11 protein-coding genes are annotated in these 16,011 nt (G+C 41.9%); 6 read left to right on the top strand and 5 right to left on the bottom strand.

Annotation, left to right across the window (positions count from 1 at the left end; translation table 11 throughout):
• Positions 1–270 precede the first annotated feature (270 nt).
• Together HWQ40_RS08845 and HWQ40_RS08840 are read left to right on the top strand one after the other, a co-directional pair.
• On the top strand, positions 271–1,764 hold the full coding sequence (locus tag HWQ40_RS08845; protein WP_292776728.1) for a DUF1565 domain-containing protein: 1,494 nt from the start codon (positions 271–273) through the stop codon (positions 1,762–1,764).
• Positions 1,765–1,896: 132 nt separating this feature from the next.
• A complete protein-coding gene (locus HWQ40_RS08840) occupies positions 1,897–2,721 on the top strand; it encodes a hypothetical protein (protein WP_292776713.1) in 825 nt (274 codons plus the stop codon).
• Between the two features lie 25 nt (positions 2,722–2,746).
• On the opposite strand, the gene HWQ40_RS08835 is transcribed toward HWQ40_RS08840, so the two are convergent.
• Positions 2,747–4,816 carry a tetratricopeptide repeat protein gene (locus HWQ40_RS08835; RefSeq protein WP_292776711.1) on the bottom strand — a complete coding sequence of 690 codons (2,070 nt, stop codon included), beginning with the start codon at positions 4,814–4,816 and terminating at the stop codon, positions 2,747–2,749.
• 219 nt (positions 4,817–5,035) lie between these two features.
• Between HWQ40_RS08835 and HWQ40_RS08830 the strand changes: the two genes are divergently transcribed.
• Together HWQ40_RS08830 and HWQ40_RS08825 are read left to right on the top strand one after the other, a co-directional pair.
• Positions 5,036–5,209, top strand: coding sequence for a hypothetical protein (locus HWQ40_RS08830; RefSeq protein WP_292776708.1), 174 nt, complete (start codon positions 5,036–5,038; stop codon positions 5,207–5,209).
• A 91-nt stretch (positions 5,210–5,300) separates the two neighbouring features.
• Positions 5,301–5,561 carry a hypothetical protein gene (locus HWQ40_RS08825; RefSeq protein ID WP_292776706.1) on the top strand — a complete coding sequence of 87 codons (261 nt, stop codon included), beginning with the start codon at positions 5,301–5,303 and terminating at the stop codon, positions 5,559–5,561.
• Positions 5,562–5,679: 118 nt separating this feature from the next.
• Here HWQ40_RS08825 and HWQ40_RS08820 read toward each other — a convergent pair whose 3' ends face one another.
• A complete protein-coding gene (locus HWQ40_RS08820; protein WP_292776704.1) occupies positions 5,680–6,924 on the bottom strand; it encodes a transposase in 1,245 nt (414 codons plus the stop codon).
• Positions 6,925–7,557: 633 nt separating this feature from the next.
• Between HWQ40_RS08820 and HWQ40_RS08815 the strand changes: the two genes are divergently transcribed.
• Both HWQ40_RS08815 and HWQ40_RS08810 read left to right on the top strand, forming a co-directional pair.
• Entirely contained in the window at positions 7,558–9,984 is a 2,427-nt protein-coding gene (locus HWQ40_RS08815) for an arylsulfatase (protein ID WP_292776702.1), read from the top strand.
• 449 nt (positions 9,985–10,433) lie between these two features.
• Entirely contained in the window at positions 10,434–10,997 is a 564-nt protein-coding gene (locus HWQ40_RS08810; RefSeq protein WP_292776700.1) for a PEP-CTERM sorting domain-containing protein, read from the top strand.
• A 162-nt stretch (positions 10,998–11,159) separates the two neighbouring features.
• On the opposite strand, the gene HWQ40_RS08805 is transcribed toward HWQ40_RS08810, so the two are convergent.
• The 3 genes from HWQ40_RS08805 to HWQ40_RS35595 form a co-directional block, all read right to left on the bottom strand.
• Positions 11,160–13,520: a PhoX family phosphatase gene (locus tag HWQ40_RS08805; protein WP_292776698.1), complete on the bottom strand. Its 2,361-nt coding sequence runs from the start codon at positions 13,518–13,520 to the stop codon at positions 11,160–11,162.
• A 1,027-nt stretch (positions 13,521–14,547) separates the two neighbouring features.
• Positions 14,548–15,327, bottom strand: coding sequence for a WD40 repeat domain-containing protein (locus HWQ40_RS35600; RefSeq protein WP_366933936.1), 780 nt, complete (start codon positions 15,325–15,327; stop codon positions 14,548–14,550).
• Positions 15,328–15,346: 19 nt separating this feature from the next.
• Positions 15,347–15,982, bottom strand: a complete 636-nt coding sequence (locus tag HWQ40_RS35595; protein WP_366933935.1) for a hypothetical protein — start codon at positions 15,980–15,982, stop codon at positions 15,347–15,349.
• Positions 15,983–16,011: the final 29 nt, after the last annotated feature.

Raw genomic sequence — 16,011 nt, 5'->3', positions numbered from 1 at the left:
TGCGATTGTTTCGGCTGACAATGCGATTGTTTCGACTAACAATGCGATTGTTTCGACTAACAATGCGATTGTTTCGACTAACAATGCGATTGAGATGAGAATTTGGAATGTTGCACAAGAGTCTATAACTTTTGTGTACACACGATCTGCTTGCCAGAAAAAGTCAGGTGGATATATTTTCTATACACAAAGATACTACTGTAAAAAAGTTTGCTACAAGTAGTGTTATTTACGATTGTCATAATTAAAACAATTGACTCTCAACTATCAATGGTGAACTCTACCCTCGTCGTCACACTCTATGTCAACCCTATGACAGGGAATGATACCAATACTGGTTCACGGTTGAGTCCGTTTAAAAGCCTCACCCGTGCTTTAAAAGTAACTAAAATCTCGACGATAATTCATCTGGAGTCGGGGACTTACAACGCCGCTAGTGGTGAGGTGTTTCCACTAATCGTCCCTGGAGGTGCGACAGTGGTGGGTAATGAAGCTAACAAAGGTGCAGGGATTGTAATTTCTGGGAGTGGCGAGTTTCAAAGTCCCAGTTTTGGTATACAAAATATTACGCTGCTCTTGGTAGATAATGCCTGTCTTTTAGGTGTAACTGTCACTAATCCCTTAGCCAAAGGTACTGGTATCTGGATTGAATCGGCTGCATCTACTTTAAGTAACAATACTCTGAGCCACTGTGGGCGGGAAGGTGTGTTTACCACTGGTACCGCCAAACCCGCAATTTTAGATAACATATTTGTGCAAAATACTGCTAGCGGGTTAGTAATGGCAGGTCATAGCCAGGGAGAAGTACTGCGGAATGTATTTCAAAGAAACCCTTTAGGCATAGCAATTAGTGACTTTGCCGCTCCGACGATCGCTAATAACAAATTATCAGAAAATCGCACGGCGATCGCACTTTCTCGCAACGCCCAACCTGTGCTTCGTCAAAATCTGATTATTAACAATACCCAAGGTGGTTTATTAGTCAATGGCAATGCAATCCCAGATTTAGGTAATATCGAAGATCCAGGTGATAATATTTTTCGCAATCATAGTGAATTTGATTTATATAATGCCACTACACAAAAGCTAGTTTCCGTAGGGAATCAATTAAATTCTGCTCTAGTCAAGGGCTTGGTAGAATTACTCCCAATCAATCGAGTCGCCGCTTTGACACAATCCTCATCTCCCAAACTAAACGGACATTGGGCAGAACCATTTATTCAAGCATTAGTGAGCATGGATTTAACTCATGCTTTTGCCGATGGTAGCTACCAGCCAGATAAACCCATGACTCGCGCCCAGTATGCAGCTTTGGTGGCGATCGCTTTTAACCCATTTCCCAAAATCCCGGCATCTGATTTTACGGATGTACCCAAGGATTTTTGGGCTTATAGCGCTATCCAAATCGCGGCTAGCGGCGGCTTTGTTGGCGGATTTAGCGATCGCACTTTCCACCCCGCTCAAAGTGTGCAACGGCTACAGGTGATTGTCTCCTTAGTAAACGGACTGGGACTACCAGCTGTTGATCGCGATGTTTTAGAAGTATATAGCGATCGTCATAACATTCCCGACTACGCTAGGACAGCCGTTGCCACTGCTACACAACAGGGAATAGTTGTCAACTATCCAGATCCGAAAGTGCTTGCGCCTTTACGTTTGGCAACACGCGCCGAAGTTGCAGCGATGATTTATCAGGCATTAGTTGCCATTGGGCGAACATCTGCGATTAAATCAGTCTATGTGGGGTTGCATTCTAGAAGTTGATAAGTAGAATAGGGAACACTTGCCTATCGGCTTGGCAACTATTGGAAAAATAAACCATGTAGTTAAAAGCACGCTAGGCTAATATGCGATGGGTGACAAATCTTAGACCTATTGCCTAAAGCTAATAGCCCCATGTTAACAACACTTCCAGACACCTCTGCCAACTTGGCGATCGCCTTATTAATTAACTATAGTTTCGATCTCAGTGGGTATAGTGCCAATGAGCTAGTTGAGCGTTGGCAAACGCAATACCCCCTTAATTGGCTACACCTGGCAGTGATTGAGGCACTATATCAAGGTCGTTATAAAGCGGTTTCCGTGCAGCAAATTTTAGTATTTTGGCAGCGCCGGGATCAGGCTACGTATCATTTCAACATGGAATTTGAACGGATGATTTGTAGCAAATTTCCCCAAAGCTTAACCTCATTGGCTGCACCAGCCCTACCACCAGCCAAGAGAGAACCCACTGTAGAGCAAGTGACGAGTCCTCAATTACCACCAGCTAAGATTCGCGACGGCTATCAACACAACAATACTGCAACTCTCCAACTGAAAAGTTATCAACCAAAGACATCTTTGAGTGAAGAAGAAGGAAAGCAGGAAGATAGAAACAATAAAACCGTCTTAAAGTCTCCGCTTTCTGGGAAATTTGCCTCTTCGGCAACCCTTGAGCGATTATCTGCTGTCAGCCAAAGGCAAACTTCACAAGAAAGTGCAGCGCCTTCCCCATCACCAAACCATCGTCAACGACAGCCAAAACTGCTCCCACCTGCTCCTACTCATGCCCCAATTGGGCAATTTACTCCCGAAAAAAGCGATCGCCCTGATTCTTTTACATCTAAACTCAAAGCCATGTCTAATGAACAGAATCCAAGTGTGGGGAGTGGGGGAAGAGGAGCAGGGAGCAGAGGAGCAGAGGAGCAGGGGAGCAGGGGAGCAGGGGAAGAAAAGAAATAACTAATGACAAATGCCTTTTAGATTTTTATTCTGCAACTAACAGCTTAAAGCGCTCATCGTCGGCAATATCATCAAAATCGAGGTCAGTTGCTGCGTCTTCTTTATACCTGGGATTAAGTTCAATTGCTTGTTGTAGAGTTAACAGAGATCGGTCAACTTGTCTTTGCAGTGCGTAACAGGCTGCTTTGTTGTAATAGGCACTGGCATAATCTGGCTTAATTTCTAAGGCTTTGTTAAAACTAGCGATCGCTTCATCATCGCGTCCCAATCTTACCAAAGTGTAACCGCGTTTATCCCAGATTTTTGGAGAATTGGGTTGGAATTCTAGCGCTTTATCAAAGGACAAGATTGCCTCTTCGTATTGTTCTAATGCTACTAGGGAAAGACCGCGATTTAACCAGGCAACGGCATCATCAGGTTTAATTTGTGTAGCTTTATCAAAGGAGGCAAAGGCTTGCTGATGTTGTTGTAAGTTCCCAAAAGCAACGCCGCGATCGCACCAAGCTTGATGATAATCTGGCTGAATCACAATCGCTTGATCATAGGATGCGATCGCATCTTTATAGCGTTTCAATCTTCCCAGAGTTAGACCACGTTTGAACCAAGTCACAGGTTCATCAGATTGGATTTTTACTGCTTGGTTGTAAGCTGCGATCGCATCTTCATAGCGCCTTTGAGAAAACAGATCGTCTCCCTGTTTTACATACTCATCAGCAGTAAATTCCGGTTGTTGTGGCTGTTCCTGTATTTCTTGCTCAACTTCAGAAGTTACCACCTCTAGAATCGATTCCGGCGTAATTTCAGTTAGTTCTTGAAGAATCAGATCCTTTCTTTCTTGGGCATCCAATTGTAACTCAGATAGTTGAGAAACAAACTCAGTTTCTAATCTTTCTAACTTCTCTAAAATCAGAATTTTTTGTTGTTGAGCATTCCATTGTAATTCTGAAAATTGCGAACTAAACTCAGAACCAGATTTTTCTAAATTCTCAATGATTAGCTCTTTGGATTTTTGAGCATCGACTTGTAATTCAGATAATTGAAATTTAAATTCTGACTGCAATACTTCTAAAGTCGCAATAATTTTATTTTTTTGTTCTTGAGCATCTACCTGTAATTCAGATAATTGAGATTTAAGTTCCCGCTCAAATATACCTAAACTGTCAACGGCAATCTCTTTTTGCTTTTGGGCATCAACCTGTAATTCGGATAACTTTTCTACAAATTCTGACTGTAATTTTGTTAAAATTTCAAAAGTTATATCTTTTTGTTGTTGAGCATCAAACTGCCATCCAGAAAGTTGAGATGTAAACTCAGACTTTGATATTTCTAAATCAGCAACGGCTAGCTCTTGCTGTTGTTGCACACCTAACTTTAACTTAGACAGTTCTTCTGCGATCGCAGATGCTAATTTTCCTAAATTCTCCAGTGCTATATCTTTTTGTTGTTGAGCATCAAACTCTAACTTAGATAACCCCGAAGCAAATTTTGACTCTAAATTTTCTATATTTTCTTGAGATTTTTTTAGTTCCGCTTCTAATCTACTTAATACCTGTGCTTTAGCTGAATCTAGATCGGATATCAGAATAGATACATTTTCTTGTTCATTTTTAATTTTTTGTTGTAAAGCAGTTGTTTCCTGTTCTAATTCATAATTTATTTTTTTCGCATCTTGAATAACATTTTCAGCTTCTTGTTTAACGGTGGTTAGCTGATTTTGTAATTTTTCCATTCCCTGGACTTGTTGCATTGCCCTATCAACAATTTCCCGGATTATCACCCGTCGCAACAGCCATAACAAAGCAATGACTGCGACTGGAAAGAGACTTAGTATAACTAGCCAAACATCGAGTAATATGGTTGTGCGACTAAAAGTGCTCTTAAAATCAGATTGGACTTGCTGTTGAATTCGTTTTTCTGCTCGTAGTCGTGCTAATTCTTCCCGTTCTGAATTCGATAACACCGGAGTCGGAGTTAATGCTGGGTTGGGTGATGGTGCAGATTGTCCACTGGCAATTCCAACGGATAACAATAAGGGTAAAAATACAATCGTGCTTTTTACAATTAAAGCGAAAACAGCTTGATTTTTGCTCTGCATAACAACCATCTGAGTCTGTTGGTCAGTTTTTGAAGCGGCGTGCCTCTCTCCAATCTATAACAGAATTAAGTGGTTAAATGTTGTAGAAGCAGTGTAAAATTCTGAGCAATCTTTAACTAATCTGTTTTCTCGTCCTTAGTGTACGTACAACTTTAGTGGTAGAGTGCAGTTAAGTTTGTGACAATTTTTTGTAAAGTACTACTATAATATTACTACGTTGTGATTACTGCTAAAGTTGATGAAAGTCAAGCAGAAAAAATAATAATTTATCAACCAGTGGAAGACAAAATGCGAAAGTATCGACGCTTTCTTAGACCATCCACCGAACAAGGTTCAGATTTTGTTTTTACAGATAACAAGGCGTTGAAATTGAAAGTTCTACCTGTATGCTAAGTGTCAGGTGTGGTTACTTCGCATTAACATTAGATTATCTACGGTAAGCAGATTACTTGTCCCAAAATTAACTTAACAAAGGCGGTAGAAAATGGGTCGGATGAATCCTTACACGCTGCAATTGCAGATTACCCGAATGTTTGAGCAAGGGCAATCATTTTTTGCCACAACCAAGGTACAGGAATGGTTGAAAGAACATAAGCACAATCCAGAAGATTATGACATTATTTTCCATAAAAAACCCGCACCTCCTGGTTCCAAAGAAGTGATGGTTGTGGAAATTGAATTACGCCGCAAAGATGGACAACCTGTAGATCCGTGGTTGCAGGAACAAGCAAATCTCCACGCCTGATTTTAGCAACTATGGCAGTCCTAAATCAGATGTGAAAACTTCTTTTTCTTTCCTTGGCATTTCGCAGAAAAAGTGGTTGGTTCATTTTCACAATTTAGATCGGATTGCTATGTGTAAACTACCTACACTGACCCGAAGCGGTTACAGTATGGGCTTTTAGTAGCCCTGAACTGTCTGTACTGAGTTCACAGCATAAACAGTTCGAGCCTCTAGGCTGGTTTACAAAAACAGCCCCAATAGCAGCAATATTTTTTGCTCCGTTTAAATCAGCGTCACCACTCCAAGAACAAGTTTCATTGGGACACTTGAAACGCTTATCAGAACGCAATCCAATGTGTAGGCACTGGTGGCAAGTTTGACTTGTCCAAGCTGGAGGAACAGTAATTACTTCTATCCCGAATTGGATTCCTTTGTACTCCAAGAAAGACCTTAACTGATAGAAAGACCAAGAGTTTGAACGCCTACGCTCTGTCTTATTTCTTGGCTTTTGATTTGTTCTTTCTCGAATACCTGCTAAGTCTTCAATTGCCACTACTGTATTATTTTTTAATGCGTCCTGAATTATAGACTTGCTAATGTTGTGGTTAAGCCACTGTTGAAATCTTCTCTCTTTGCCCGACAGCCGTTTCAAAATCTGTCTCGCTCTGCGGCGACTAGACCTTGTACCTTTCGTGGCTTTTTTCTGGAAAGATGCCCTCACTCTAGAAAACTTATCCCTGACATAGTTGATTTGCTTCCCGTCCCACTTATCGCCATTACTGATTACAGCGATATCTCGTCTTCCGAAATCAACACCAATTACATTACTCAGCCACTGCGTTGCCGGGGTTCCCCCGGTTGAAGCAAGTGGCGTTGACTTAATTGGCGTTGGCGGTTCATCTTTAATTTGAATATGGATGTAGTAGTTACCGTCACGATGCTTACATAATTGCGCTGATGTTGGTTTGCGTCCTTTGAGTTTACCTCTTTGATAATTCCCAGCATCAATTTTGATGTGTTCTCTGCCATTCATCAAAGTCAAACTAACAGTCCAGTCCTTTTCTCTGAATGAGAAAATTCTGGCATCGTAATCAGCCGATGCTGGCTTAAATGTCAAAACTTGCTTATGTTTTTGTTTGGCAGTTTTGCGATTAGCCCCCACCCTGGCGCAAGTACGAACAGCTAAATTTGCACTTAACCCAAACAAAGCGCGAATCTCGTTATAAACCATGTTTTGAATAGTGGTCTTACTGATTATCTGAGGCTTAACTTTTTGGTTGGCGTAGTTACACGCATCTGCAAAAGCTTTCAGAACTAACTCAATTTCTTCTACTTGTTTTGGGGTAGGGTTAAGTTTGCAAACCAGCGTTAGCACTTGTTCCATGACTTCGACCTAATCACAGGTGAATATAATACATAAAAACAATCACGTTGTATCAAAGATTTATTTGGGAAAAACTCAACTATCCCCATCCCGGTCAAATCTGCGGTTTGATATAGTCAGGGAATGTTTCGCTTTTCAAGAGCAATTCCTCTCACGGCTTCTCTTCGAGTAAGCGGGAGCCTCCTTGCGGTAATAGGTGAGGGTGTAGGCGTAGCCAGTCGCAGACATCGCTAAACCTTCACTAAAAGCTACCCAATATCTGCAAAGGGCTACGCCTACGCCCAAACTCAATATTTCCTTCGCGCGGGTGAGAGTAACCCTACAGAGGTCTAGATGGGGTATAGTACTTTTGCTTAACTTAATACTACGATAAATCGATAGATATATCGTATAATATTTGCATTTATTTGTACTATGAACCTTCTGTTAAGGGGAAGGCATTACCATCAAAAAAACTGATGTATTGTTTGCATTGTATACAGCAGGAAAAGTGATTCCACCCCACACTCCCAAAGTAAACAATGTGGGTGTGATTATCCAATTTATCAGCAGAAATATGAGTGCATTTTTCAGATGAGCCGGCGCAGATGATGTGCTGGCTTAACTACTATCGCTTGCAAGGAGGCAGGTCTGTTGAACAGAAAACGGAATTCATCATTTATTCAAAAAGTCAAGCAAAAACTTGTTTCACCCATCGCTTGGTTAGCACTGGTTGTGTTTAGTATCTTGCTGGTTACTAGCACAACGATCACCAGCAGTTTAGCCCAGAACCCTGCTCAGAAAGCAGGCGTTGCAAGTACACAACCTTATGCTGGATTTAAAGGCAAAATCGGCAGAACCTTGGCAGAATCAACGCCTTGGTGGACTCCACAGCCACCATCAGCCAAAAAATCTCTCACTTCATCTCGCACCACCATAGCACCAAAAGAGGCCCCCAATATTGTCGTTTTCCTAATTGACGATCTGGGGTTTGCGGATTTAGGCCCCTACGGTTCAGAAATCAGTACACCGAATATTGATAAATTGGCAGCTAACGGACTGCGGTTTAGCAACTTCACAACCCATCAACTTTGTTCTCCCACAAGAGCATCTTTACTAACGGGATTAAATGCCCACTCTGCAGGTGTCGGTTGGGTTGCTGAAGGAAACCCTGGTTTTCCCGGTTATGCGGGTGAAATTCAGAGCAATGTCGTGACTCTGGCAGAAATTTTACGTAGCAATGGGTACTCTACTCTGCTGACAGGTAAGTGGCATTTGACTCAGACTTACGATCGCACCACCACCGCTTCATTAAATTCCTGGCCGTTACAACGGGGGTTTGAACATTTCTTTGGTTTCTTAGATGGATTGGAACATCCCCAGACACCGCATATTCTCTACAAAGACAATACACCTATTTCAGTTGATCGCTATCCTAAAAATTTCCTCACCACCGATTACTGGACAGAAAAAGCGATCGCATTACTCAAACAAGCAAAAACCAAGTCAAAAGACAAGCCATTTTTCTTGTATTTTGCCAACAATGCTGTTCATTCACCGTTTAATATTCATCCAGCAGACCTCGCCAAATACCAAGGTAAGTATGATGCCGGTTGGGACGTGCTGCGCCAGGAACGCTACCAGAAGCAACTTGCATCAAAGCTAATTCCTGCCGACACTCAACTACCACCCCAAAATCCAGGGGTTAAAGCTTGGGAAACACTATCAGCAGAGGATAAAAAGCTATTTGCTCGTTACCAGGAAGCCTATGCAGCCTTTGTTGATAACCTGGATCAAAACTTTGGCAAACTCTATGAGTATCTAGAGTCCACCGGGGAACTCAACAACACAATCATTATTGTTGCTTCTGATAATGGCGGTTCTGGAGAAGGCGGGGCAAATGGCACGACGAATGTAGCTCGACATTACTCCGGTTTACCAGACGATAAAGCCCTGGATATCAGTCGGTTTGAGTTGATTGGTAGTCCTCAGACTGCGCCTCACTATCCAATTGGCTGGGCAACAGTTTCTAATACACCCCTAAAACGGTACAAATTCTTTACCCTTGGCGGTGGTAGACGGAATCCATTGATTGTTTCCTATCCAGCAAAAATCAAAGATTTGGGTGCTACCCGGACACAATTTACGCACATCACAGACATTACACCTACCATCCTGGAATTAACGGGCATCAAGCATCCCGACAGGTTTAATGGTAAACCCACAAAACCTCTCGAAGGTATCAGCTTTGCTTATCTTTTGAATGATGCCAATGCACCGGAACAAAGAACTGAACAATACTACGAGAATTCTGGCAATAGAGGGTATTACAAAGATGGTTGGTATGCTGTCACCGAACATCGGACTGGGAAACCATTTAGTGACTCCGAGTGGCAGTTGTACAACCTGAACCAAGATTACTCGGAAAGCAACGATGTGGCGAACCAGTATCCAGAAAAAGTCAAAGAACTGGCAGCAGCCTTTGATGCAGCGGCATTCAAGTATCAAGTTTATCCTCTGTTAGAATCCCCCCAACATCGAGGAGTACCGCCTTATATCAAGGAGAAAGTGAAACCGAAGACATTCCATGCAGGTGACTTGGTACTGGAACCAGACATTTTGCCCTTGGTCAGCGATCGCGATTATACCATCCAGGTGAAGGCTCAGTATAAAGCAGGCGATCGCGGGGTGATTCTTGCCCACGGTGGACAGGAAGCTGGTTATATCTTCTATATTGATGATGGCAAGCTGTTCTACGAACACAATAATTATGGTCAGTCGATTAAATTTCCCGCAGTCCAGCTACAGCCAGGTCAACTTAACATCGATTTGAATTACGATGCACTGGGCAAGCGTCAGGGGTCTGGAACCCTCTCTGTCAATGGGCAGCAAGTCGCGGCAGGTAAACTGGGGCTAACGTTTGGTGGCTTTCCCTATGAAGGATTGGACATCGGTAAAGATGCCCGTAGTCCCGTGTCATGGAATCTCTACAAAAAATATGGGGTCTTTAAATACACTGGTGCGATCAAGCAAGTCAAATACGTACCGGGTTCACCCGCGCCTAATCCCAAAGAGGAGTAGGGAGTAGGTATTTTTATGCTTCCTTATGAACTTCATTCATGGCATTTTTGGTATAAATAGCTATAGCAAATTTCAACTTCTCTACTAGAGGCTACGCCAACGTGAGGTACATCCCTGCCCTTAGTAAGGGCAGGGTTGGAGAAAGGGTGTACCTCATGTAGTTGTAAAACGCTGTATCTTTCTCTATGAGTTCTCCAACGGAGTACCCACAGGGTATTGCCCCTACTTGAAAATCAGAATTTCAGCTATTGTTTGCGTAAGTCCCAATTAGCATAACCTGCTGTAAATATTGAAGTAAGTTTACACAAAATTTATATATAACTGACAAAGTTAAAGATTTAACGAAGATTATCTTTTGTTTATTATTTCTTAACCTATATACATTGGTTGAAAGTTTATTTAAGTGAAATTACAGAATTATTCATTTTTTAGCTTCGGAGCATTTTCTGATGAAATTAGCTAAAGATATTAGCATTGCTGCTTTTGCTGTTGCTATCTCGGTTGCTGCTGTTGTTAAACCGACGCAAGCTGCCTTAGTTAATTATGATTTCACCGTAAATGCGACATCTGGCGATCGCCCCGGTCAGTATTTCGGCTCTTTTCAGTATGATAACTCGACCTTAACCGCGATCGGTGACGAAACTTTAGGCGTTAGCAATGGATTATCTATTTTATTTGACTACTTAGGCACTCAGTATACAGAGGTAAGTGATTTTGATTACCCATCATCTCCTGTAGTCAGCTTTACAAATGGCAACCTGTCAGGACTGAGCTATTTGGTTGAAGATCGGTTTTTCATCGGTAACGATCCAGGTAATCCAAATACAAGAGGAACAAAGTTTTATAGCATTCTGAGTGCCGACTTATTATCTACAAAAGAGGTGGGTACAGTAACTTACTCTAAGAGTACACCCGTACCAGAACCGATGACTATTGGTGGTATAGCGATCGCTAGTGCTATGGCGTTGAGAATGAAACCCAAGAAAAAACTATCTGGAGTGACAAATTACTAGTCCTACTTTGAAAATTAATGTAGAGACGTTAGATAATAACGTCTCTACACACATAGTTATACCAATTTGAAAAAAAAGAATGCAACAAATAGACCATTTGTAGAGACGCGATTCATCGCGTCTTTACCCAAGGATGTGTTGCAATCATTAATTGAATTGGTATTAAGTAAAACTACCAGTAGGATTCTTACGTCTGATACCAATTACAGATGGTTTGGGAAGACTTCTAGGTTGACCCTTTCCACCGTCAGCAGTTGGGATGTTACTTGGCCAACTACTACCACGAGGGACAGTCCGAGCCTGATTGAATGTAACACCATTCAAATCCAGTAATTCAATCTCACGACTCAAAATCGTACCATCATTGATTGGGCTATCTTCGCCGGGATGCTGTACCGAAATAATCAGCGTATCTCCCACAAAAGTTGGCCCTGTCATCTCACAACGCACTGGGCCTTGAGCAAAAGGTATTACCTCTCCCGCGTGAGTACCAGTAGTAGGAATGTAGAATAGCCAGTTATTACCAAAAACTCCTGTGAAATTGGAAACATTACCACTGACTGTATGGTCAATGATAGTTACAGTACCGGCAGCACCGACATTAAAACCATTGTGAGTGGTGGTAGACATATCCGTTACCCCCCAAATATTTGCCTTATTGTCGAACACTAGGTTATCTACATTTGCAAAACCAGCACCAGAAATTGATCCGGCTTCTCCACCCTGAGCAAATTTTTGCCAACGGAAGGTTAGACCTGTACCATCGGCACTATCTTCAATAATCTTGTACAATCCCCCGGATTGCTGCGTTGCGTTGACATCTTTACTCAACTTGGCAACCTGGAAAATGCGCGAATCTGGATAACCGTCACTTCCTGGCGCACCGTCAGTATAGGCAATGAACACTTCTTTGGTGGTCGGATGCACTTCTATATCTTCTGGACGTGCGGTGGGAGTTCCCCCGGCTAAATTCGCTGCTAAGAAGGCATCACTGAGAATAGCACCTTGAGAAGTGTAGAAGTCAGATAGCTTTTTACCTTGATAAGCAGGTAGTCTCTCTGCTTCGTTAGTGCGATCGACTGCGAGGGAACCACCATCTGTAGTTTGACCTGCAATACCATTGCGTTTTGGTAGGGGTAAAAGACCATTTCTTTGAGCAGAACCCAAAGCAGCAAACTCCACAGAAGAAATTACCGATGGCGAAATGGGATTGGTGGGACTGTTTAAACTTAACGGTATCCATTGACCCGTACCATTTGGATTGTAACGGGCGGCATACAATGTACCACTTTCCCATAAACTGCTGTTGGCTTTACTGGTTGGTGAAGAAATAACACCTGCACTAACAAATTTCCAGGTGTGTCCCCCACGTCTATCATCACCCATGTAGGCGATTAGCTGCTTCCCAGCTTCGGCGCGGATGGCAACGTTTTCATGGCGGAAACGACCCAGTGAAGTATGTTTGCGAGGGCGGAAATTTGGATTAACGGGGTCAATTTCAACAATCCAACCGTATTTTTCACCAACTAAACCGAAGGTCTTACCAGTAGTACCATCGATGTAGCCTGTTTGAGTACCATTAGGGTTGACTGGTTCTGTAACACCAACAAAACCTCCTACACTTCCTTGAAAGTTCTCTTCACCACTTAAAATAGTTCCCCAAGGAGTTGTACCGCCAGAACAGTTATAGCTAGTGCCAATAATTTTGTTACCCAATCCATCGGAGGAGAGGTTAAATACTTGGGTTGCAGCTGGGCCAGTGGCGATGAGATAGTTTCGATCGCCTTTTTGGTAGCTACGACTTCCCCAAGAAGTGACATTTTTATATTCATCACTTCTTTGGCTATTAATTCCCAACCCAGAAAGACCATGAAGGCGACGATTTCTTGCATCACCTTTAACCACAGCATAACGGTTACTAGAATTACGTCGGGAGATGCGGACGATTGATCCGCCTAAGTTATATAGAACTTCGCCGTCAAATTCAATACCTCTGGTGGCAGGTAAAGCCCAACCAATCACTGATTCAAAGGTGGTAGGCAATCCTTTAACATCAGCAGGAGCTTCTGGTGCTAGATCGGAAAATGGAAAACTCACATATTCATGATTGACCCACAAATAGCCGACATCGTTGGTTCTGCCCAGAGGAATGAAACCCGTATAATCGTTGTTGTAACCGAAATATTCATCTTTGTTAGGAAAGACGCGATCGCCCCAGCTGATAATTACATAACGTTCATATTCTGGTGGCACTACCAGATCATCAACTACGTTGTAGCTATTTAACTTCGCATTTGCAGATGCATTGATTACCTGTCCCTGACCGATTCCCGTTGGCAAGAAACTTTTCTGCTGTTTATAAACGGGTAAGGAATGGGGTAAGCGCACTGGTGTAAAGCTCAGTCGCCTGTTGTTTGCTCCGGCAATACTAGAAACACCATCTAGAATTGTGTCTCCCAAGACAGCAGCACCAGCACTGCCAGCAAAAAATACTAAAATTTGTCTGCGACTTAATTTAGACATTAAACTCTCCTCTGTTGTGACACCAAAAATTTCATAAAGGCAAATCTTGATTACTGACGGAAAAAGCCATCAATTATTTACGTGAAATGCCACAGATCTTGAATAGTAAGTAACCTGTTATTAACAAAAGGTTATTTGCTATTTAGGTTACATAACCAGACAAAAAATTTTAAGTTTGTCATATAATCTAATGACCAAAAATTAACGCCAGGTTATATCTTGATTAATAGAAATTTATTATCAATATTTATTGTGTATTTACCTAGAGCTTTATTGTCCAAAAAATGTCTAACTAAAAATTTAGAATACAGATTAACAATTCAAAATTCAAAATTCAAAATTAAAGACATTTTGCCTACGCTACGCGAATAGATGGGGATTTAAAACCCGACTGAAACTGACGCTATGTGTAGACGTAGGAGGTCTTAAACCATTTTATTTACGATAAACCTACAAATAAAATAAATCCTCTAACCGAGGAATTTCGCTAACGACAACCGCACTGTTTTTCACGGCATAGCTGAAGAATATAGCGCAATACGGTTCAGTTAAGGGCTAATGGCAAAAATGTTGGGTTTTGGAGACGCCGTCTCTACAAGTGTTTTGGTCTTATCTGAACTGTATTGGAATATAGCGATTTCCGAGGGAGTAATACTAATCCGTATTCTAAAACTTAATTCTCAAACGTAGAAAATTCGTAAGTGAACGTAATCTTTCTGGCATGTCTATTAATTCTCTAAGCCCTTGGCAAAGTGTATCAATAACATCTTGCATCGAATCAAATACTCGACTGTAGAAATGCTTTTCACGTACTTCTTCCCAAATTTGCTTAAAACTAGTCGCATTAATACCTACTTATTGACACAGATTTAGCGTAGGTGCAGCCCGTCGTAGACATCGCTCTGAGTCAAAAAAACTAAAGCAAACGATAAATGCTGATTTTTTCCTTGGTTCTTAACCTTGGTTGCGATCAAGAGTAATTTAGATGCATTTGCGCTAGAGAATAAACCCTTTCGCTTTACTGAATTTATTTTGTATCTACTGCACCTAATGCTTTGAGTGAGGCAATTTCTGCTTCGGTTAGCCCTGTAACACCTGTGATGTTCATGCGATCGTAGGGTCTTTCATATTCTAAAGTTTTGATGTGTTCTGCTTTAATGTGCCAAAGTTGAACCTTGCAATCAATAGAACCACCAGCAAGTATTGCTCCATCTGGGCTGAAAGTAACTGAAGTTACACCATTGATATGGCCCTCCAAAATGTTGCAGCATTTGCCACTCTTGACATCCCATAACCTGACTGTGTAGTCTTCACTACCACTAACAATGTTCGTCCCATCTGGACTGAAAGCAACTGAATTTACACTCTTGGTATGCCCCTCCAAGATGTTGCAGCATTTGCCACTCTTGACATCCCATAACCGTATAGTTGTATCGAAACTACTACTAGCAATGGTTGCCCCATCTGGACTGAAGGCAATTGAATATACTCTATTGGTGTGCCCCTCCAAGATGTTGCGGCATTTGCCACTCTTGATATCCCACAACCGTAAAGTTTTATCGTGACTACCACTAGCAAGGGTCGCCCCATCTGGACTGAAGGCAATTGAATATACCCAACTTATGTGCCCTTGCAAAGTGTTGCGGTATTCGCCACTGTTGACATCCCACAATCGCACCGTACGATCAGCACTACCACTTGCAAGTATTGCGCTATTTGGGTTAAAAACGACCGAAGTTACACTATCAATATGTCCCTGCAAAGGTTTGCGGTATTCTTTGCCACTATTGACATCCCACAACCGCACTATGTGGTCTTGGCTACCACTAGCAACGAATCAGCATTGTCTGCCCCATCATGTCATGAGGCCAGTGGTCTAAATTATTTTGTTCCTGAACAATGGAACAAAATAAACGCCGAATTCTGTCAGGGAAAAGCCGATAATTTAAGCTCATTTGGTTGGTAGAAAGCATTTCCCAAGACAGTTCGCATAAAAAATAGAGTTTATCTGCTAGAGAAGTAAAAGTACGCTCTGCTTTAATATCTCGTTCTATCTTCCGTCGTACTGCATACAGGTAAACTCGTGACATATCCACAGGTTTATCTGCTTCAATCTCTGGTAATGCCTCCAAAATTAACTCAGTCATTACTGGACGACAGGCTAAGTCTAATAATTGTGGGTTACGCATTATCCGTTTGACTATGGTAGTTTCCGCAAAATAAGACAAAAGCTGCCGTATTTGGTCATTATTGAATTTCTCTAATTCCAATACTTCAAATTTGGGTTGATCATTTGTCAAATTTACTGTTGATGCTTGTAACTCTGCATTGAACAAAGCCTTTCCTTCCTTTGCTTCAGGAAAATATTCCGTGCGGCAAGTGAGAATTACCTTAGCACCAGGAACTACTACCTTCGCCAACTCCAAAAAGTTGTTACCTACCTTCCGCACCCTAACTGTCACACATCAACAAAAAACCGATTAAATAGTAC

Origin of the sequence: Nostoc sp. NMS9 (genome assembly GCF_017114995.1) — a bacterium.
Lineage (GTDB): Bacteria > Cyanobacteriota > Cyanobacteriia > Cyanobacteriales > Nostocaceae > Nostoc.
Note: the sequence above shows the minus strand (reverse complement) of the source record. Positions and strands in the feature narration are given on the sequence as shown.

Excerpts from the sequence above, each read along its gene's own strand:
- HWQ40_RS08810 (WP_292776700.1), top strand. The coding sequence starts at position 10,434 with ATGAAATTAGCTAAAGATATTAGCATTGCTGCTTTTGCTGTTGCTATC.
- HWQ40_RS08840 (WP_292776713.1), top strand. The coding sequence starts at position 1,897 with ATGTTAACAACACTTCCAGACACCTCTGCCAACTTGGCGATCGCCTTA.
- HWQ40_RS08820 (WP_292776704.1), bottom strand. The coding sequence starts at position 6,924 with ATGGAACAAGTGCTAACGCTGGTTTGCAAACTTAACCCTACCCCAAAA.
- HWQ40_RS08805 (WP_292776698.1), bottom strand. The coding sequence starts at position 13,520 with ATGTCTAAATTAAGTCGCAGACAAATTTTAGTATTTTTTGCTGGCAGT.
- HWQ40_RS08845 (WP_292776728.1), top strand. The coding sequence starts at position 271 with ATGGTGAACTCTACCCTCGTCGTCACACTCTATGTCAACCCTATGACA.
- HWQ40_RS08835 (WP_292776711.1), bottom strand. The coding sequence starts at position 4,816 with ATGCAGAGCAAAAATCAAGCTGTTTTCGCTTTAATTGTAAAAAGCACG.
- HWQ40_RS08825 (WP_292776706.1), top strand. The coding sequence starts at position 5,301 with ATGGGTCGGATGAATCCTTACACGCTGCAATTGCAGATTACCCGAATG.